Here is a 20,034-nt window from a genome sequence, read left to right as displayed (position 1 = left end):
AATCCTATACACCAAGCAAGCGAAGCAGTAGATCAAGCACACCGATCAAGTGTAAAAACACAATGATCACTGCTATGGGTGTAAACCAGCGAATAGCAAATCTCCATATCGCATACACAGCAGCTGACGTCTGCAGCTCTTCTTCGGTGATTTTCCTCTTCATCACCCAACCTACAAAAATGGCGATCACCAAACCGCCTAAGGGCAGCATGATAGCAGAGGTTAAATAATCAACTACCTCAAAGAAGTTGGTGATAGGCTTGCCAAAAACATTGAGTTCAAAGGTTGCCCAATCGGCTTTGGCAAAGGAGAATACGGTGAGTAAGCCAATAAGCCACAAAGAGCCACCTGTTGCAGCCGTAGCAACCAGCCGATTCAGCCCTTTGCGCTCCACCAACCAGGCAACTGTTGACTCAATCATGGCTATCGCAGAAGTAAAAGCAGCAAACACCAGCATCACGAAAAACATCGTGCCAAAGAAGGTACCAAAAGGCATTGAACCAAAGGCAATGGGCAAAGTAACAAAGATAAGGCCAGGGCCTTCTGCGGGCGTCAAACCATACTGAAACACCAAAGGGTAGATGGCAATACCAGCTAACATAGCAACAGCAGTATCAACCAGCGCAATTAAAACTGAGGTTTTAGCAATAGACACATTGGATGGTAAATACGCGCCATAAATAATCATGGCACCGGAAGCCAGGCTGAGTGTAAAAAAGGCATGCCCTAACGCCAGTAATACACCATTAATGGTTAGCTTGGAAAAATCCGGCGTAAACATAAACTGCACGGCTTCACTGAAGGCACCGTTGCTAGCAGAATAAATTGCCATGATGCCAAGTAACACGAACAGACTCGGCATTAAAAAATTCACGGCCTTTTCAAGGCCTTTATGCACACCACGACCAACCACATACACGGTGACAAATAAAATCACCGCGGACCAGGCCATTAATGCCCAGGGATTGGCCAAATGAGCATCAAATTGCCCACCAATAGCTTCGGCCGTTACGCCTTGAAAATCCCCTCGTGCAGTTTTTATGACATAGGCCAAAGCCCAACCTGCCACTACCGCATAGAATGACAAAATAAGGTAACTGGCAACCAGGCCACTCCAACCCGCTATTTGCCAGCGGGTACTGCTACTGGCTTCTTGCGCCAGGGTTTTAACTGACAATCCAGGGCTTTGGCGGCCGCGCCGACCTATCAGTACTTCCGACATCATCACAGGTATGCCAATCAATACAATGCATAGCAGGTAGACCAGCACGAAAGCGCCGCCACCATTTTCCCCCATAATGTATGGAAATTTCCAAATATTACCCAGACCAACAGCTGCGCCTGTCGCTGCAAGAATAAAAGCAAAACGACCAGACCACATGCCATGAACGGATTCACGTGCTCCCGACATACCACCAACCCTATTATTATTTATTGTAATCGTTATATAGAAAAAGCTGGCGACCCTGGTCGCCAGCTTTTTCAGTTGTTTTATTGTTTCGCGTAACGTCCCAGTTGCAGAAAGTCTGCGGTAATCAACACAGTTTCTTCCAACAATGGATCCAACTCATTCAATATTTCCGGCAAGTCATCCAGGTTTTCAACAGGCTCCTTGCCTAGCAAAGCAAGACGGGCATTAGTGCGCGCCAACTGCCGTTGCTCACGCTCCTCACGCTGCTGCACCCGCTCTGCTTTGACCAAAGAAACTGATTTTTCATCCCGTTGACGACGATACTCCTCAATATCATCGGCCAGATAGGCAAACTCTGGATTGGTCGCTATCCGCCCCTGATGCCGTTGCAGTAGCACCGGCAGGTATGGTTGCAATGAGTCCAGTTGCTGATAACGTGCAGCAGGTATTGAATCCCATGGCAGCGCATTTTCTTCACGGCTTTCTCCCCAGTCTTCCGGGTCAATCGCTGATGGGAAAGCAATATCCGGGATCACGCCTCGGTGCTGGGTACTGCCACCATCAATGCGGTAAAACTTGGCAATGGTGTATTGCACACTGCCCAGTGAGTTTTCAAACATATCGTAAATACGCCCAAGCCCACGATGTTGCTGCACTGTCCCTTTGCCAAAGGTTTGCTCACCTACGACAAGGGCGCGGCCATAGTCTTGCATCGCGGCTGCAAATATCTCTGAGGCCGAAGCACTGAAACGATCAACCAACACCGTCAATGGACCATCGTAGTAACTGACACCATCCCGATCCTGGCTGACAGAGATCCGGCCAGAGCCTTCACGAATTTGCACCACCGGACCACGATCAATAAAAAGCCCCGTGAGCAAGGTTGCTTCTTGCAAGGAGCCACCGCCATTGCCACGTAAATCGATGATAATGGCATCTACCTTGGCTTCCTGCAGTTTCGCCAGCTCTTTTTTCACATCCTCAGACAAGTTGTTGTAAAATCCAGGAATGGTGATAACACCGATGCGCTTATCCAGCTCGGATAATAGCGGCTCAAAGACTTCACCTTTGGCAGCTCGGTCTTCCAGCCGGATTTTATCCCGCGTAATGGAAACCACTTCGGTATTTCCAGATACAACCGAACCACCACTCAGTACTTGCAAGCGCACAGTACTTCCCTTGGGGCCTTTAATCAGTTCCACCACATCGTCCAAGCGCCAACCAATCACATCCACAAACTCTTCATCAGCCTGTGCAACACCGATAATGCGATCTTTAGGCTTGAGCTGCTGAGTTAAATCGGCCGGGCCTCCGGGCACCAGACTCTGAATGACGGTGTAATCATCTTCTGCCCGCAGCACCGCGCCAATACCTTCCAACGATAAATTCATATCCTGCTGGAAGCGCTCGGCATTGCGTGGCGACAGATAAGAGGTATGCGCTTCGATGCTGCGACCGTAGGCATTCATAATCAACTGAAACACATCTTCATTGTTGGTTTGCAGCAAACGTTTCTGAGCATTGGAATAGCGACGCTCCAGCAACTCTTTTGCCTCCTCCTGGGTTTTGCCGGTGAGTTTCAGATTAAGGGTGTCAAATTTAACTCGTTGCCGCCACAGCTCATCAAGTTCAGCCGAGTTTGCTGCCCAATCAGCTTCTTCACGGTCGTAGACGTAGTGATCGGCCTCTTCAAAATCAAATTCAGTTTCCAGCAGCTCTAAGGCAAAGCCAAAACGCTCATAACGACGCTGCAGACTAAGGTTGAACATATCAAAAGCGAACGTCAGGTTGCCTTTATTCAACGCATCGGCAAACTGAAGGCGATGACGTTCAAAGCGCTCAATATCGGCTTGCTGTAAGATCGTCTTATTGTAATCGAGGCTTTTTAAGAAGCGTTCAAATACCCGTTCAGAAAAAGCCTCGTCCAACTGGACAGGTGCATAATGACCACGCGTAAAAAGAGTTGAGATACGTTTGCTGGCCGTGGCATGTTGGGACTCTTGTACCAGCACAGGGAGCTCAGTACTCTGCTGTTCCTCCTGTTCTGTCGACCAGACACTGGATTGCCACAGAACCAACACCATCAATAAAGCAAAAGTTTGTCTCATAATACTCTCATCTACTTGGCCGTGACTTTTTATTCCTGCTGGAACAAGCTGTCACGGTTGGTTTTTATCACCATACCTGATTGCAATTGTACAGTCACATCGTTGCGGGTCACTTCAACTACAGTAGCTGGCATCGGTGCTTGACCTAAACGCACCAACACATGCACACCTGCTTTTAGTTCTGCTTCAGAAACTACCGCTAAATTTGCCTGGACAGAATGTTGTACCTTCGAAGGTTGCGGTTGGTTTACTTTAGATTTTAGAACCTGTTGGTTAGAACGGCCAGAGGGCTTTTTGTTCACAGTCTTTTTATTTGGGGTATTGGTCGTTTTCTTGTCTGCTTTTTCAGCCTGAGCAACTTTGGCGCGCTGTTTCCGTAATTCCGCAGCTCTGGCTTTGCTTTCGGCTAGTGTCTTCGCAGCGTGCTCAGCTTGTTGCGAATCAATCTTAGCAACTTCTGCACCTTGCAAATCGACCCGAGCAATGTCTGGCTGAATGGACTCAAGGTAGCGCCAACTGGAGGTATAAACACGCAGGGCCTGGCGCAGCTGTGTTTTGCTGATGGGACTATCTTCAGCGATCCCTGTTGCCAGATCCTGAAAAATTCCAACCTTTAATGGCTTGGCAGGTCCTTCAATCGAAAAGCACTGAGGATACTGGGTTGCTAAATACGCAATCACTTCTTTCACCGTGCTAAGTTTCACTGGCGTTGCTTGTGGCTCTCTATCAGTATTGGGGGTAGTCATGCAAAATTACTCTTCATCATCCTCATCCAACTGATCAATTTCGGCTGTCAGTTGACTCTCTACAAAGGCTGTGGACCAGTCAATCAGCTCATCTTCACTTGCTTCAAGCAATAAAGAATCTGCTGATAACTGTTGCCACAGCTGACTTAACAAACTTTCGACCTGGCTGGTTGCAGTATCATCCGGAATGAGCGACCAAACGGCATGATAAATGGCATTCATCTGATCAGCGACCAACTCTTCTTCACCATCCCAGTCTCCGACATCCCGCGGACTGAACAAATAATCCTGTACCAGCATCAAAGCTTTCATACCAGGCTATGCTCCAACAAGCTGACTAATTGCTCTAACATCTGCTGATCCATAGCACTAAACCGGTTTAAAACAGGACTATCGATATCCAGTACGGCAACGATACCTGCCCTGTCCCGAACAGGAATAACCAACTCAGACTCACTGGCCGCATCACAGGCAATGTGCCCGGGAAAGGCATGCACATCTGCAATGCGCTGGGTTTCTCCAGTGGCTACTGCCGTGCCACAAACACCTTTGCCAACCGGGATCCGCACACAGGCAACTTTGCCCTGGAATGGCCCCAGCACCAGTTCTCCGTCACGCATAATGTAAAAACCAGCCCAGTTTAACTCGGGCAAGCTGTGATAAATTAATGCACTCAGATTGGCCATTTTAGCGATCAGATCGGGTTCATCCTGAATAAGTGCAGCGGCCTGCTGCAACAGAAGTGGGTAAAGCTCAGTATCCGGTGTGCTCATACTTCAAATCTAACAAGGCTTCAAAGGCCTAACATTACTTGGTTTGGCCGAAAAATTAAACCATTTCTTTACCAAAAGCCGCAATTGCTCTGGTTGATGAAGATAAAATAAACAGTTAGGTCGCATCAGCAGCTGTCCAGCCTTTTGGATTCACCGGATAATAACGCGTAACCTGCATCAACTGATGCTGAAAAAAGCGGGTATCTTTGTGTGGCAGCTTCATAAAGCCTCCAACGCCTTCCCCGGTAATTTGCGGTACTTTTTGTAAGATGCTGGCCAGTAACCTGGCAAACTCAGTTTCCGCAGTTACATCCAGCAGACGATAATAACTGTGGATTTTCATATACAAGGGGGTCACTTCAAATATCAGACAGCCGGTATGGCGTATTAAATTCAAACGGGCAATATCATCCATAATACAATCTGGCAGAATCAACTGTTCATCCGGATCTTTGCCATCTTCAAAATACGAATGTTGCTTGCTGGATGCATCACTGCTTAATACCGGCGCAATGCGGTACGGGATTTTAGCCCCTTCAGGCGCTATAAACGGATGAGCCATTGCTTCCCGGCTAATATGGATCGTATTTCTGGCATTGAATAAACAGGCTTTGAAAATACCTACCCGTCCGATAGCCTGAGCCAGTTGCACCACATTATTCACCGCCAGTGCAAAAGCCGTTAGTAAGCTGTCATCGTATAAATTCAGGCTCGAATCAATGTACACCCCCTTTGGCTGCCAATGGATAGCCAAACCGCCCACTACAGGATAGCGGGCCAAGCGGCTGACAGCAGCAATAAAGGCTTTTTCCGTATCGCCCATACCTTCTAAATAATTTTTGTAGTAACGCTCCAATTGGGCATCATCCACAAAACCAATACCATCCTCGACACTGTGTTCACGTAAAAAAGACTTGCGTGAGGAGTAGACCACGGTATCCAGATCATGCCGGATTGGGCTCACCCAGACAGGCAACAATGGCTTGTCGTCAAACAGTGGCAGCTCAGGCAGCACCAACTGCTGCATAAAAGGCATCTGCTGCAAAAAGTAATCCCCGGCCTGATTCCGTAATTGCACATCTTCAGACAAGAGGGAATCGAGCATGGTAGCGAAGGCCTGTGGCAAACCAAGACTTCTGGCTGGAATGGCTTTGTAACCAAAACGGCAGGACTGTCCTGAGGCCAATGCATAGAGTGTACTGGCAGCTCCTTGCTCATCAAAACGAGGGCTGGATAAGGCGCCGCTACGCTGCTCTGGCCCAATAAAATAGACATCCCCCAAGCGGGCATTGGAGTGTTGTAAATCAGCGGACATCAGGCCCATCACATCGTTGCTGATAAACTGGCCCTGCTCATCCGTTTGCGCAAACACCGATGAGCCCCAATCCACCAGGCTGATTTGCTCAGTCTCACTGTCGAACACCAGATTGGAGGGTTTGATATCACCGTGCACTATTGGCGCAGACAAGCCATCTTTTTTATGCTGGCGCAGCAACTGCAGCAATTCTGCCAACTGCACCGCCAATTTTACCAGCAAGCGAGCTGACAAACGCCCATGCTTCAGGCTGTACTGTTCCAGATCAATGCCCCTGGCTCGCCCCATCATCAGAATGCCCTGCTTTTTAATCAACTGATAGGTAATGTAACGAGGGACGGCCGGATGCTGCACCTGCGACAACATATAGGCCTCATCCGCTAAACGTTCCTGAATGTGAAGTGGCAAGGTTATACGGGAGAATTTAAAGACGCACTGTTCCCCCTGCAAGCTGACCCCGGCAAACGCAAAGCCATAAGCCCCTTTGCCAATCAGTTCGATCTGCTGATAGCCTAGCTTTTCCAACTCAGATATACAGAGCGCTACCCACTCTTTTAATTTACGGGCATCGTTCGCGTTCAGCAGATAAAACGATTGCTCTTCCGGGATATAAAAGTTTCGCAACTGGTGCTTGTACATCATGCCGTCACCCTCAAGCCCGAACACAGCGCGAGCTGGCCCAATGCCGCAGCGCCATAACAGATTCAGCCATGACTACCGATAAGGGTTGGGTTTGGCTGAGCTCTTGCGCCAGATGGCTGGCAGCGAGCTCTTCACCGGCGCTGTGAGCTCGAAAGGTAGCCCCCACTACAGCTTGCTCTAATTCGGCACCCGAAAAGCCTTCGGTCAACGCCAAACAAGCTTGCAAGGCTGCTGGCTCAAGTTCCGTATTGCGTCTGGTCAGATGCAACTGCAGCAAAGCCAAACGCTCTGTTTCTTCAGGTAAGTCAACAAAAAACAGTTCATCAAAACGGCCCTTGCGCAGTAATTCCGGTGCCAGCTCATGAATGTTGTTAGCGGTAGCTACCAGAAAAACCTGAGCTTTACGCTCTGCCATCCAGGTGAGTAAAGTACCTAGTAAGCGGCGGCCTACCCCTTGATCGCCCTGACCTGAGCTAAGGCCTTTTTCGATTTCATCAATCCACAACACGGATGGTGCCATGGCATCCGCCAGTTGCAACGCCTGACGCAGATTCTTTTCAGTTTCACCAATGTACTTATTGTACAGGCTGGCCATATCCAGACAGAGCAAAGGCACACCAAAAGCACCGGCAATCGCTTTGGCTGCAAGACTTTTACCAGTACCTTGTACTCCGGTTAACAACACACCTTTGGGGGTATCACGCTGCTGTTCAATAAAAGCGTGACGACGCTGCAGCAACCAGTTTTTCAGGTTGCTAAGCCCCACCACATCATCCAATGAGCGGGTATCATACACCTGGCTGAGCACGCCATCGGTTTGTAACAGGCGAAACTTGGCGCTATTGACACGGCTGACATCCGCCGCAGTGATGGCACCATCATTAGCGATGGCTTTATAGGCCAGTCGTTTGGCCTCTTCAAACGTCAGGCCTCGCAGGTTCTGCACCAGTTGTTGCACTGACACGGGTTCCAGATCGGCCAGCTCACCACTTTTTTGCTGGTACAGCTCCGCAGCCTCCAACACCAGTTGCCGGATTTGCTGATCACTGGGTAAATGCAGCTCAAAACGATAACTCAAGCGCGCAAGCTCTGGCGGCACGCTAAGTGAGTGACTTAGCAGTACCACCGTATGACCAACCGTATCATGCAATAAAGCAATTTCTTTTAAAAAACGGATATGCCTGGGTTCAGATAAAAATGGATGAAAATCACAGAGCACATAAATACCCGGACTCTTCGTCCCCTTGATCTGCGACAACACTTGATGGGGCTCACTATTAAAGCTCTGCGCTTCTGAAGGTACATCCAGCCGCCTTAAACCTTCCGTGCAAGTCCACTGAAACAAGGGCCGGAATAAATTTACCGCCAACCGCCGGATCAGTTGCAAAGCCCGTAATTCTTCATAGGTTTCAATGAGGATCAGTGGGCTACGCGCCTGAAACAAGATTTTTAAATCATCAAATTCATGCATTTAGCACGCCCCTCTAAAATTCGAAAAAAAGCCTGACGAACGCCTCAATCTGCTCACTTCACACCATGGTTCCTCTACACAATCTGACATTTCAGCCACAAAGTCGGCACAGATCAACTGTTGATAAGCATTGATAATAGCAGCATCAAAACAAGGAGAAACAGCATGATAACACTTTCTCTGCTTGCCACAGGAATGGCTGCAGCATTGGTAGGTACAGCGACCAACCCTGGCGCTACCATGACTACCCCGGAAGTGAGTTCGGTGGAGCGCCTGGATGTTATTGGCCGACGCAACCATTATTGTGATAACTGTATTCTATACCATTACATACCATGAATCGCCCATTCTTGGGCAGCACGGCGACAATCCGGGTCCGGCACTGCCATCACTGCTTCGATGCTTTGCAGGTAATAGCCCGGCAACTGCACCTCCTGCGCCCCCACCAGCACATGATGTTTGTACCAGTCGTATGGGATCACATCATCCCGAATACGGATGGCATAATAGATTAACGCTTCCAGGCTGTGACCGTCGCTGTGTTGCACCCAAACCTGTTTGGCGTTGTAACCGGTGCCTAAGCTTTCTGCCTGATCCAACACCGGCCGCTCGGCCGGATCCATCTTATAGACGGCACCAAACACCTGATGGCTGCTATCACCGGTAAAAAAGGCATCGCACTTGGCCGAACCATCGGTACTGGCTTTATGAAAACGCAGTTGATAGCCAGGTAGCCGGTACACGCCAAGCCGTTCAGCGCTCGGTACCCGCTGGCGCAGCCGGGCCAGCGATAGATTGGAGCCATAAGCAAAGTACAGCATCTTAACGCCCTCGCTGTTCGGCACTGCGGGCGGCGGCTATTTCAGCCAGTTTCGCATCCAGCTCTGCCCGGCTTAGCCACTGCCCACGCACCATCACACCGGCTGGCTGGTACAGCGCCGACAAGTCATCCAGCGGATTCACATCCACCAGCAGCAGATCGGCCCGGTGACCGGCTTTTACCAGGCCAAAAGTATCCTGCTCGGCAAAATACTCCCCCACCAGCACAGTGCCACTGCGCAGGATATCGTAATGGCTCATGCCCGCAGCCGCCATCAATGGCAGCTCACGGCGCAAGGATAAACCCGGCACACTGAACAGCTGCGGTGCATCGGTGCCCATCAGGATGGTCACCCCAGCCTGATACAGTGCACTTAGCAAGCGCTGGCGGTTTTCAGCATGAATAGCGGCTGTTTCACCGGTGTAATAGGCCCCACTGGCCGCGTCCAGATAGCGCCGCCAACCGCTTAGCACCCGGGCTGGCATGTATTTCAGCTCGTCAAAACTTTCCAGCAGCTCACGATCAGCAGCGCCGATAATGGTTTCCCATAACGCCTGGGTAGGCACTACCGCCACCTGATGCGCTTTGGTCAGGGCCACCAGCTCCGCCATATCCTGCTCGGTTAAAGGCGTATCAAAACCACCCAGCGCCGCCATATAACCATCCAGATGATCAATGGTGCGACTACCAAGCTGAATCGCTTGCTCCACCCCAACGGCTTCCGGCACATGGCCGGCAAAGTCAATGCCTTGCATTTTGGCTTCATCGGCAATGGCCTGATACTGCTCCAGGCTCAGGCCTGGGTGAATTTTTAGTAAGTCCCAGCCCTCACTTTTGTGCTGGCGCACGCGCTCGCGGGCTTGCTCTGGTGAGGTCACCGTATGCTGATTAAAGCTGGGGCCTGCCAGATACAAGGTTGGTCCCAGCCGCTTGCCGGTGGCAATATCATCTTTTAATCGCAGCTGATGTTCATGACCCAGCATGCCACGCACGGTAGTAACCCCACCGGCGACATAGAGTAGCAACACATCATCCAGATAACGGGTGGGCATGCCACTGAAATCAACGGTAGGAGGCACATGGCCATGCATTTCTGCCAGTCCGGGCAGCAAGTATCGGCCCTGGCCGTCAATGACCGTCGCCCCTTGCGGGATTTCCAGCTCCGCCGCAGCTGCTACCGCTACAATGCGATCGTCTTTAACCAGCACCCGCTGATTGGAGAGCACCTGGTCCGAGTCCATTGGCAACACCTGCACCTGGTCAAACACCGTAACCGATGCTTCTGGCTCCGACCTGTTGTCAGCCCAAGCAGACAAGGATGTGATCACCAGCAGTAGTAGGCAGTAACAAAAGCCTGAGCGCAGCATAAACGAGGTCCTCTTTCGTCCCAAAACGATGCGCCAAGTATGGTTAGTCACTGCTTTTTTCGCAAGCCAGCTGCTGTCAAAGAGCCGCCTGCTGCGACCAGGATGCGGTCATTCAACACCAATCATTTTCCAGGCTGGCTCGAAGCAGTAAGACTAACGCAACATCTGATAAAACGGCAGGATACTGACTTTTTCGCCAGCAGCCACTGGCCCCTGCTCTTGCTCCAGTGCTATGTAGCAATTGGCTCTGGCGGTGCCACTAAGCACGGCAGAGCTTTGCTTGCCAATGGCTTTCACCTGCAACTGTCCATCCTGCTGTTGGTAAAAACCGCGTTGAAAGTCTGCTCTGCCGGGGGACTTTTTCAAAGGCTCAGAAGCGATGGCCTGCAAGCTTTCAGGTTGCGACCGCTTTTCACCGGCCAAACGGCGCAGTACCGGTTGCACCAGCAGATCCATAGTGGCTACCGTGGCAACCGGATTGCCGGGTAAACCAAAAAACCAGCAGCTACCCAGGGTACCAAAGGCAAAAGGTTTGCCTGGTTTCATCGCTACCTTCCAAAAGCCAATATCGCCCAGCTCAGACAGCAGCTGACGGGTGTAATCGGCTTCGCCGACCGACACCCCGGCACTGGTGATCAGCACATCGGCTTCATCACTGGCGCGCAAAATCGCCTGACGAATGGGCTCGGGCTTGTCCGGCAGCAAACCTAAATCCAGCACCGCCACTCCTAAACGCTGCAACATCGCCTGCAGCACATAACGGTTGCTATCGTACAAATGCCCCGCCGGCAACGACTGCCCTGGCGCGACCAGCTCGTCACCCGTGGAAAACACCGCCACTTTCAGCCGGCGCAGCACAACAATTTCCGCCAGGCCAATCGAGGCCAACAAACCAATATCCACAGTGTTTAACCGATGCCCTTGGGCAAACAATAACTGACCAGGTGCAATATCCTCGCCGGCCCGTCGCACATGCTCACCAGCTTTGGGGGTATCCAGCAGCCGAATGCCTGCATTGGTTTGCTCTACCTGCTCTTGCATCACCACCGTATCCAGCCCATCGGGTAGAACGGCACCCGTGGTAATCCGCACGCAGTAGCCGGCAGGGATCTCTCCTTCAAAGGCATGGCCTGCCAGTGCAATGCCAGCCAATGGCAATGATTTGCCCGTTGCTGCCTCGGCAAATCGAAACGCGTAACCATCCATCGCCGAATTATCAAAGGCTGGCACTGTGATGTCCGCCCGAATATCCTGCGCCAATACCCGATCCAGTGCGCGGGTTAAGCCCACAGTTTCGGTGTCAGCAAGTGGCATTACCTGGCTAAGCATGGCATCAATCGCATCTTGCACCGGCATCATGCTCATGCCTTAGCTCCTTGCTGATTCACCATCCAGACCGCAGCTTCGACCCGCGAGCGCAGCCCCAGCTTTTTCAGCAAATGCTTCACATGCACCTTCACGGTGCCATCGGAGATATCCAGTTCACGGGCAATCACCTTATTGCTCATGCCTTTGGCTATCAAACTTAGAATTTCATACTCACGGTTGGTCAGGCTATTCAGCTCAGCATTGGGTTTGGGGCCGGGTTTTCTAAGCGCCGTAGCCAGTACCGCGGCGACCGACTCGCTGAGCACCATTTTGCCGGTCACAGCGCGGCGAATCTGTTCCAGCAGCTGTTCAGGTTCCATATCTTTTAGCAGGTAACCATCAGCACCCAGTGTAATGGCCTGCACCACATCTTCATCAGCATCCGATACCGTCAGCATCACAATGCGTGAAGTCACCCCTTCTTTACGCAGCGCCTGCAAGGTGGCCAGTCCATCCATGCCCTGCATATTTAAATCCAGGATAATCAAATCCGGATCCAGCTCTACGGCAATAGGGATAGCGTCTTTACCACTGCTGGCTTCCGCCACCACATCCAGATCATCCTCATATTCCAGCAATTGTCTGAGCCCTTTGCGCAATAAAGGATGATCATCAATCAGCATGACGCTGGCCGCTTCAGAATTCATGGGTTACTCCATCGGTGCTTTCTAATCCGGCTATTAGCCGCGATTTATGGCTTGGATTCTTTGATTCAAGTCATAGTTTGGTCTATTTACCCTCAGGTAACAAGCATGGATGGCAGCAAAACAAAGAATAAAGGAGCATCTTAACCATATGATTTTGAAATTTAATTTTTTTTAGTTTGCAGGTAGATACCTACTTGTGGGTACCCAGGTATAGTTGATGGCGCATTGGAGCTAACCCCAGAGTTACATTGTTGTTCAAGGCCACTGCACGCATAGTTAGCACATCAGCAAACAGGAGTCTGACTATGTCTGATCTAAAACGATGGGAGCCGGAAAACGACACCTTCTGGCAGCAAGAAGGCAACCGCATCGCCACCCGCAACCTTTGGATTTCCATTCCAAGTTTACTCTGTGGTTTCGCGGTCTGGATGATGTGGAGCATTATCAGTGTGCAGATGCTTAATTTAGGGTTTCCCTATTCGGCATCCGAACTCTTTACTCTGGCCGCCATTGCCGGTCTTAGCGGGGCAACCCTGCGTATTCCGGCCAGCTTTTTCGTCCGGCTGTGCGGCGGGCGTTACACCATCTTTTTAACCACCAGTTTGCTGATGATCCCGGCCTTTGGCACGGGCATGGCGCTGCAGGATCCCAATACCCCACTCTGGGTGTTCCAACTAATGGCCTTGCTGTCCGGTATTGGGGGCGGTAACTTTGCTGCCTCGATGTCCAACATCAGCTTTTTTTACCCGAAGAAAAAACAGGGCCTGGCCCTTGGCATGAATGCCGGCCTTGGCAACTTCGGCGTCACCACCATGCAGATCCTGATCCCTCTCTTTATGACCTTCGGTGCCTTTACTTTGCTGGGTGGTGGTGAACCCATGGTACTGCAAAAGGCCAGTGGCACCCTGATTGGCAGTATCCCCGCAGGCAGCGAGACCTGGGTGCAAAATGCCGGCTTTTTATGGCTGTTGCTGCTGATTCCTTTGGCGTTTGCTATCTGGTTTGGTATGAACAACATTCACACCGAGGAAGTAACCCCCAAACTGCCGAGTGCGGTTGGCTCTTTCTCTATTCAACTGGCGATGTATGGTATTGGTTTAGTCACCTCGGTGCTTGGTTTGTGGCTGATTTTACCTGAGTCGGCCAATGGCTCTGGTTTTAGTATTCCAAAAGAGCTGGTGCTGGTATTGGTGCCTTTGGCCACCGTTATGGCATTGAAATTCCTGCCCGGAGCTATTCGCACCAGCCTGGAGCGACAATACCGTATCTTCAATAACAAGCACACCTGGGTGATGAGCGTACTGTACGTGATGACCTTTGGCTCCTTTATTGGCTTTGCCGCTGCCCTGCCGCTGTCGATTCAGGTGATTTTTGGCTACAGCCACATCATGGTGGATGGCGTGATGACGCACAACACGCCCAACCCGAATGGGCCAAGTGCGCTGACCTATGCCTGGATAGCCCCTTTTATCGGCGCCTTGATACGCCCGGTCGGTGGCTGGATTTCTGACCGTTTAGGTGGAGCCCTGGTGACTCAGGTCTGTGCTGTGGTAATGGTAATTGCAGCGCTGGGTGCTGCCTATTTTATGCAGCAGGCCTATCAATCAGCTACCCCAGAGCAGTACTTTATGCCCTTCTTCTTGCTGTTCTTGCTGCTGTTTGCGGCCAGTGGTATTGGCAATGCCTCAACTTTTAAAACCATCGCTGTGGTGTTCCCGAAAGAGCAAGCCGGCCCGGTACTGGGCTGGACCTCAGCAGTGGCCGCTTATGGGGCCTTCTACATCCCGCAGGTCTTTGGCGAGCAAATTAAAGCGGCAACGCCAGAGTACGCAATGATCGGTTTTGCCGTGTTCTACGCACTATGCCTGGTACTGAACTGGTTTTACTACCTGCGTAAATCCGGTGAGTTTTACAACCCCTGATCTCAAGCTGGCAGCAGCCGTTAGGCTGCTGCCCAGGCAACCTGGTCGTAATTTACCCATTTTGGGATAGTGCTTTGCGCTGGATCAAACAGTAACTGTTCACCCACTCTTATACTGCCGGCTGTTTTTTACTCAGCCAAGGTGATTTGTGGTAGCTCATCTGACCGAATTGTTTGTCAAGGCTCAGGAGCCTGAGCCTTGTGTCTCTAAGCTGATCAGCAAGCAACTGATTAGCTGCCCACCCGATACGCCGGTGCAACAAGCCGCCCGTCTGATGCATCAGAATCAGGTCAGCTGCATTTTGGTGACCGAGCATCGTAAAGTGCTGGGGATATGGACTGAAGCCGATGCGAAGCGGCTGAACTGCCAACAAATCGATGCTTACCAACAGCCGATTTGGCAGTTAATGACCAGCCCGGTCATTCATGTGCAGGCGGATACCCCCCTCAATCAGGCAGCCAGCCTGATGCTACAAAAACGTATCCGCCGCTTGTTGGTAGTGGATGAACGGCAGCAACCGCTTGGCATGCTGACACAAAGCGATATCATTCGCCAACAGCGCATTGAGCACTACCTGAAATTGCGCGATGTCGGCTCCAGCATCTCTAAACCGCCACTCTGTTTACCCAGCAGTATGCCACTGAATCAGGCGGTTAAAATGATGCATCAGCACAATGCCGAAGCGGCCATCGTCGACTACCCGGATGGTTGTGCAGGCATTATTACCGAACGCGATTTAATCCGGCTGATTGCCGATGGCAACTTCAATGCTGAGTTGTGGCAACTGGCGAAACGTCCGGTACTAACCGTAACGGCAGATTGCAGCTTGCTGCAAGCGGTCGACTTACTGAAAGAAAAAAACTTCCGTCATATCGCTGTGAGCAATCCACAGAAGCAAATTTGCGGTTTGCTGTCGTTCAGCGATATTCTGATTAACGTGGAGTACGCCTATGTGGAGCAACTGAAGCAGGCACTGCAAATGCGCGATCAGGCGCTACGCACCTCGGCCGATTACCTGCGACTGGCACAAAAAGTGATTGATGCATCGCTGGATGGCATCATGATTACCAACCTGCATGGCGTGATTGAATCCGTCAACCCCAGCTTCAGCCAGCTCACCGGCTACAGCGCCAAAGAAGCCATTGGTCAAACCCCTGCTCTGCTGAGTTCCGGTTTACACAATAAAGATTTTTATAAAAAACTCTGGACCACCTTGCTGGAACAAGGCCACTGGCAAGGGGAGATCTGGAACAAGCGCAAGAATGGCGAAATTTACCCGGAGTGGCTGTCCATTACCGCCATTCGGGGCGAACATGGTGATATTTGCCAATTTGCGGCTATTTTTAGCGATATCAGCGAACGCAAATATCAGGAAAATAAGATTCATCAGTTGGCCTACCTGGATGAATTGACCGGTCTGGCCAATCGCCGGATGTTTATGGACCGTCTTAAGCTGGCACTGGCCAATGCCCATCGCCATCAACACCAGATGGCGGTGCTGTTTCTGGATTTGGATCTGTTCAAGCGTATTAATGACACACTAGGACATCAGGCCGGTGATGATGCCTTACAAGAAGTGGCTAAACGATTGCAGACCACGGTTCGGGAGGGGGAATCTGTCGCCCGGTTGGGAGGTGATGAATTCACCATTTTATTGCCTGAAGTAGAGAGCGTCGACTCGCTGAGCAGCCTGGCAAAACGGCTGGTTAGTCAGTTTGAACACCCCTTTCGTTTATTGGAGCAGGATTTTTTTCTTACCACCAGCATTGGCATCAGTGTCTACCCTGATGATGCGCAAAGCGCCGATCACTTGATCAAGCATGCTGATGTGGCGATGTATCAAGCAAAAAATGCCGGCCGCAATCAGTTTTGTTTTTATCAGGAAAGCATAGGCCAACAAACACAGAATGAGCTGAAACTGGAGCAAGCACTTCGTCAGGCTCTGCAGCAGCAACATCTGGAGGTTTATTACCAACCTAAGGTCTGCCTGAAAACAGGCACAGTTACCGGTCTGGAAGCCCTGGTACGCTGGCAGCATCGTGAGCATGGTTTTATTTCCCCGGCCAGTTTTATTCCGCTGGCGGAAAAGCTTGGGCTTATTTCCCTGCTCAGTGATCAGGTAATCACTCAAGTCTGCCGTGATATTCGCCATTACCAACTGACCATGCCGGTTGCCGTCAATATTTCGGCCATGCAACTGCTGGATCCAACATTTAGCCACCGCTTGCAACATCAGTTAAAGCAAGCCCAGATTGCACCTCAGTGCATTGAACTGGAGCTCACTGAGAGCTGCCTGATCCCGGAGCAGGCTGATGCCACTCTGGCCCTGCTCACTCACCTGCGACAACAAGGCTTTCGTATTTCCATCGATGATTTTGGTACCGGCTATTCCTCACTGTCCTATTTGCGCCGACTACCGATCGATTGTCTGAAGATTGACCGCAGCTTTGTTGATGAACTGCCCGACAACAGCGAAGACGCCCAAATTGCTCAGGCCATTATCGCCATGGCCAAAGCATTGGGTCTGGATGTGATCGCCGAAGGTGTGGAGCACCCGCAACAGCAGGATTTTCTATTAGAAGCGGGCTGCAGCATAGCGCAGGGTTATTTGTATGCACCTGCATTGGCAATACCTGAATTACTGTTCTGGTTGCACCAAAACAGCGTATCCAACGCTTCGACTTGTCTTTGTTAGCAACTCAGCCTATGGTTAACGCTATGGAAAATAAAGGCATTATTCGATGAGTATCTTAACCTTGCTGTTTGCCTTACCCTGCCTGGTCATTGGCAATTATGCAGTAGCCGGCAATGAAGCTTCTGAACTTATCATCAAAACCATGCTGCAAGACAGTGCACCGAAGTACATCGAGCAAGCGGATGGCAGCTATACCGGCCTCGCCATAGACATTATGCAAGCGCTAGAACGTGCCGACGGCACTTTGGCATTCCAGTTTGACCGCTTGAATACGCCATTTCCCCGTATTGTGCATGAACTGCAGCATAACAGAATTGATGCCTTTGTTGGTGCCATCTACACGGATGAACGGGCAGAGTTGTTCGATTACCTGGAGCCAGCCCTCTACTCCACACAAAACCGTCTATTGGTACGGCAACAGGATGCCAGCTTAGTGATTGGAAGTCTGAAGGATGTGGTGGCAATGGGGCGTGATGCTGTGATATTGGTAGATCGAGGTACGGCTCACCATAACTGGTTGCAGAGCATACCAGGTTTGCGTATCGATGGTGGTGCCAATACCCGAGAACAAAACCTGTTAAAGCTGCTGTCTGAACGCGGTCGCTTTTACTATTCCACCGATCTGGGGGTGCTGCATACGGCCCGAGCCATGGGGATCGAGCAGCAGATCCATTTTCTACCTCTGGTGCTAAAAGAAGAGCCACAGTATCTGGTAGTAGCCAAAGCTTTACCCATAGAAGCCCGACAGCGTTTGCAGCAAGCACTGGAGCATATCTATGCCAGTGGTGAACTGGCTCAAATCAGGGCCCGGTACTTTTACGATTGATTAAGCGCTGGCCAGTTGCGCCATGCACTCAGGTATAAAGCGGAAATAAAGACCGGTGCCTCCTTCAGGCCGGTTTTTTAGTTGTAAATCGCCACCAAGCTGCCGGCTGCGCTCCTGCATAATGGCCAGACCATAGTGATTGAGCTTTTCCGGCTGCGCCGGCAGGCCCACGCCATTATCCTCCAGTCGTAACTCTATCGCTTTGTCTTTGCCCTGACGCAGCTCTATCGACAGCTCTGAGCCCTGGCTGTGATGCACGGCATTTTGGCTGGCTTCGCGAATGATCTGCAGCAAATGTATTTCTTCGGTCGGCGTCAGTGGCAAGTGCTCCAGTTGATAATCCAGGCGGATCCGCAGGCTGGATTGTTCAGTCAGTTGTTTGACGGTGGTTTGCAAAGCCTGGTGCAACCCTGCCCCATCCACCTTAAGCCGGAAAGTGGTGAGCAGTTCTCGCAGCTGCCGGTAGGCCGAACTTAAACCTTCTTTCAGTTCATCGGCTACATCCTGCAGCATGGCTTTGTTGTCACTGGCCAGGCCTTTATTCAGCCGGGTTACCTGGATTTTTAAGTAGGATAAGGATTGGGCCAGAGAGTCGTGCAGCTCACGGGCAATCACCGAGCGCTCCTGCATCAGGGCCAAACGTCGTACCTGCTCCTCTTCGCCTTTTAAACTTAGCGCCAGTGCCAGCAAATCAGCCACCGATTGCAGTAATTGCTGCTGCCAGTCGTGCAAAGGCTTATCCTTAGCCTGCCGAACCACCAGCACGCCAAAGTGGTGCTGCTCTCTGTCCAGAGGATAGCGATACACCAGCTGCGCTTGCTCGGTACGGATATCCTGCCCTTGCGACACACAATCCTGACAACTGGTTTTAACGCAGTGCATGTGTGGATTTTGTTCCGGTTGCACTTGTAAGTAGGGGCTGGAGCCCTGCTCTGTTAACAGGCACAGCTCCAGCTCATCGGTACTTAAAATGGTCTGCAGCTCGGTCACCAGCTCGGAAAAATCGGCCGAGTGCAGACTGTGCTCGCTGATGCTGCGGGCAATATCAAACAAAAACTGCAAACGGGTGTTGCTGTGCTGTAGCGCTTCGGTTTGCTGCTGCACCCGCTTTTCCAGATTGCCGTACATGTAACCAATGGCACTGTTCATTTTATTAAAGCTGTGCGCCAAAGTGCCCAGTTCATCCTGCTGCTGCACTGTAATACGATGGGTAAAATCGCCCTGCGCAATGCGTCTGGCGCCTTTTATCAAGTCCTGCAATGGCTCCTGCACCATCACCCTCAGCCAGTACATCACAACAATGGACAGCAAAATGGTCGCCAGCACCGCCACTACCTGGACGGTGCGAAAGGCCCGTACTTTTTGCTCAGCATCCTGCTGAATGGCCAGTACCAGCTCATCCAGCAATCGGACTTGCTCGGTCAATACGGACTCCAGCTCAGCAATATCGGTTTGTTCGGCCGCCAGCAACGGTGCCACCGTCACCCAATGCTGATAAGCAGTATCGTACTTGGCCTGGATCTCTGGCTGGTGCAAAAAACGTTTAAATACCGGATGCTGCCAACTGCTGTTTAACTGCTGTTTTGCCCCGGCTAAGCGTTCAGGTTCTTGCTGCAATTTCAGCCAGGCCAGCCGGTAACTTTGCATCCGCAAGGAGCCCGCCACATTGACCGCATGGGCATCGCTGTCGGCTTTATCCGACAACCAGTACGACACCATCATGGTGGTCAGCGCCAGCGTCACGATGCAAGCCAGCGCAATGTTAATACGGGTAACGACGGAAAAAGGGCGCATAGTATCTCCAATGCGAATTCATCTAAGCATAACCTGAAAAGCAGCAGCATGCAGCCGCGATTGTTCCTGCAGCCGGCACAATCGAGCTACCCCCTTTGCCCCACCCCACTTAGCACACCACACCAAGGG

16 protein-coding genes are annotated in these 20,034 nt (G+C 51.1%); 4 read left to right on the top strand and 12 right to left on the bottom strand.

Annotation, left to right across the window (positions count from 1 at the left end; all coding sequences use genetic code 11):
- Positions 1–4: 4 nt before the first annotated feature.
- The 7 genes from QWF21_RS04650 to QWF21_RS04620 all read right to left on the bottom strand — a co-directional run bounded on the left by QWF21_RS04650 (position 5) and on the right by QWF21_RS04620 (position 8,466).
- Entirely contained in the window at positions 5–1,411 is a 1,407-nt protein-coding gene (locus tag QWF21_RS04650) for a sodium-dependent transporter (protein ID WP_330086882.1), read from the bottom strand.
- Positions 1,412–1,491: 80 nt separating this feature from the next.
- The gene (gene prc, locus QWF21_RS04645; RefSeq protein ID WP_330086881.1) at positions 1,492–3,519 is read right to left on the bottom strand and encodes a carboxy terminal-processing peptidase; all 2,028 of its coding nucleotides are present in this window, start codon (positions 3,517–3,519) and stop codon (positions 1,492–1,494) included.
- A 29-nt stretch (positions 3,520–3,548) separates the two neighbouring features.
- Positions 3,549–4,265, bottom strand: coding sequence for an RNA chaperone ProQ (gene proQ / locus QWF21_RS04640; protein ID WP_330086880.1), 717 nt, complete (start codon positions 4,263–4,265; stop codon positions 3,549–3,551).
- Between the two features lie 6 nt (positions 4,266–4,271).
- Positions 4,272–4,577: a hypothetical protein gene (locus tag QWF21_RS04635; protein ID WP_330086879.1), complete on the bottom strand. Its 306-nt coding sequence runs from the start codon at positions 4,575–4,577 to the stop codon at positions 4,272–4,274.
- On the bottom strand, positions 4,574–5,038 hold the full coding sequence (locus QWF21_RS04630) for a GAF domain-containing protein (protein ID WP_330086878.1): 465 nt from the start codon (positions 5,036–5,038) through the stop codon (positions 4,574–4,576). The genes QWF21_RS04635 and QWF21_RS04630 overlap by 4 nt, the downstream gene beginning before the upstream one ends.
- A 115-nt stretch (positions 5,039–5,153) precedes the next feature.
- Positions 5,154–6,995 carry a protein kinase domain-containing protein gene (locus QWF21_RS04625; RefSeq protein ID WP_407935259.1) on the bottom strand — a complete coding sequence of 614 codons (1,842 nt, stop codon included), beginning with the start codon at positions 6,993–6,995 and terminating at the stop codon, positions 5,154–5,156.
- A gap of 10 nt (positions 6,996–7,005) precedes the next feature.
- Positions 7,006–8,466, bottom strand: coding sequence for an AAA family ATPase (locus QWF21_RS04620; RefSeq protein ID WP_330086877.1), 1,461 nt, complete (start codon positions 8,464–8,466; stop codon positions 7,006–7,008).
- A gap of 165 nt (positions 8,467–8,631) precedes the next feature.
- Here QWF21_RS04620 and QWF21_RS04615 point away from each other — a divergent pair, with 165 nt between their 5' ends.
- Positions 8,632–8,805, top strand: a complete 174-nt coding sequence (locus QWF21_RS04615; RefSeq protein WP_330086876.1) for a hypothetical protein — start codon at positions 8,632–8,634, stop codon at positions 8,803–8,805.
- Here the strand turns inward: QWF21_RS04615 and QWF21_RS04610 are convergent.
- The 4 genes from QWF21_RS04610 to narL form a co-directional block, all read right to left on the bottom strand.
- Positions 8,793–9,287, bottom strand: a complete 495-nt coding sequence (locus QWF21_RS04610) for a gamma-glutamylcyclotransferase family protein (protein ID WP_330086875.1) — start codon at positions 9,285–9,287, stop codon at positions 8,793–8,795. The genes QWF21_RS04615 and QWF21_RS04610 overlap by 13 nt on opposite strands.
- A 1-nt stretch (position 9,288) precedes the next feature.
- The gene (locus QWF21_RS04605; RefSeq protein ID WP_330086874.1) at positions 9,289–10,527 is read right to left on the bottom strand and encodes an amidohydrolase family protein; all 1,239 of its coding nucleotides are present in this window, start codon (positions 10,525–10,527) and stop codon (positions 9,289–9,291) included.
- Positions 10,528–10,806: 279 nt separating this feature from the next.
- Positions 10,807–12,018, bottom strand: a complete 1,212-nt coding sequence (gene moeA / locus QWF21_RS04600) for a molybdopterin molybdotransferase MoeA (protein ID WP_330086873.1) — start codon at positions 12,016–12,018, stop codon at positions 10,807–10,809.
- A complete protein-coding gene (gene narL, locus QWF21_RS04595; protein WP_330086872.1) occupies positions 12,015–12,668 on the bottom strand; it encodes a two-component system response regulator NarL in 654 nt (217 codons plus the stop codon). Before narL ends, moeA begins: the two co-directional genes overlap by 4 nt.
- Before the next feature lie 305 nt (positions 12,669–12,973).
- Between narL and QWF21_RS04590 the strand changes: the two genes are divergently transcribed.
- From QWF21_RS04590 to QWF21_RS04580, 3 genes are all read left to right on the top strand, one after another.
- Complete coding sequence (locus QWF21_RS04590) at positions 12,974–14,590, top strand: MFS transporter (RefSeq protein ID WP_330086871.1); 1,617 nt, start codon at positions 12,974–12,976, stop codon at positions 14,588–14,590.
- Between the two features lie 148 nt (positions 14,591–14,738).
- Positions 14,739–17,285, top strand: coding sequence for an EAL domain-containing protein (locus QWF21_RS04585; RefSeq protein ID WP_330086870.1), 2,547 nt, complete (start codon positions 14,739–14,741; stop codon positions 17,283–17,285).
- Between the two features lie 46 nt (positions 17,286–17,331).
- The gene (locus tag QWF21_RS04580) at positions 17,332–18,111 is read left to right on the top strand and encodes a substrate-binding periplasmic protein (protein WP_330086869.1); all 780 of its coding nucleotides are present in this window, start codon (positions 17,332–17,334) and stop codon (positions 18,109–18,111) included.
- Here QWF21_RS04580 and QWF21_RS04575 read toward each other — a convergent pair whose 3' ends face one another.
- Entirely contained in the window at positions 18,112–19,905 is a 1,794-nt protein-coding gene (locus QWF21_RS04575; protein ID WP_330086868.1) for a histidine kinase, read from the bottom strand.
- Positions 19,906–20,034 lie beyond the last annotated feature (129 nt).

The sequence above is a fragment of the Alkalimonas mucilaginosa genome, assembly GCF_036327005.1.
In the GTDB taxonomy this organism is placed as follows: Bacteria; Pseudomonadota; Gammaproteobacteria; order Enterobacterales; family Alteromonadaceae; genus Alkalimonas; species Alkalimonas mucilaginosa.
This window is presented reverse-complemented; position numbering and strand designations above follow the sequence as displayed.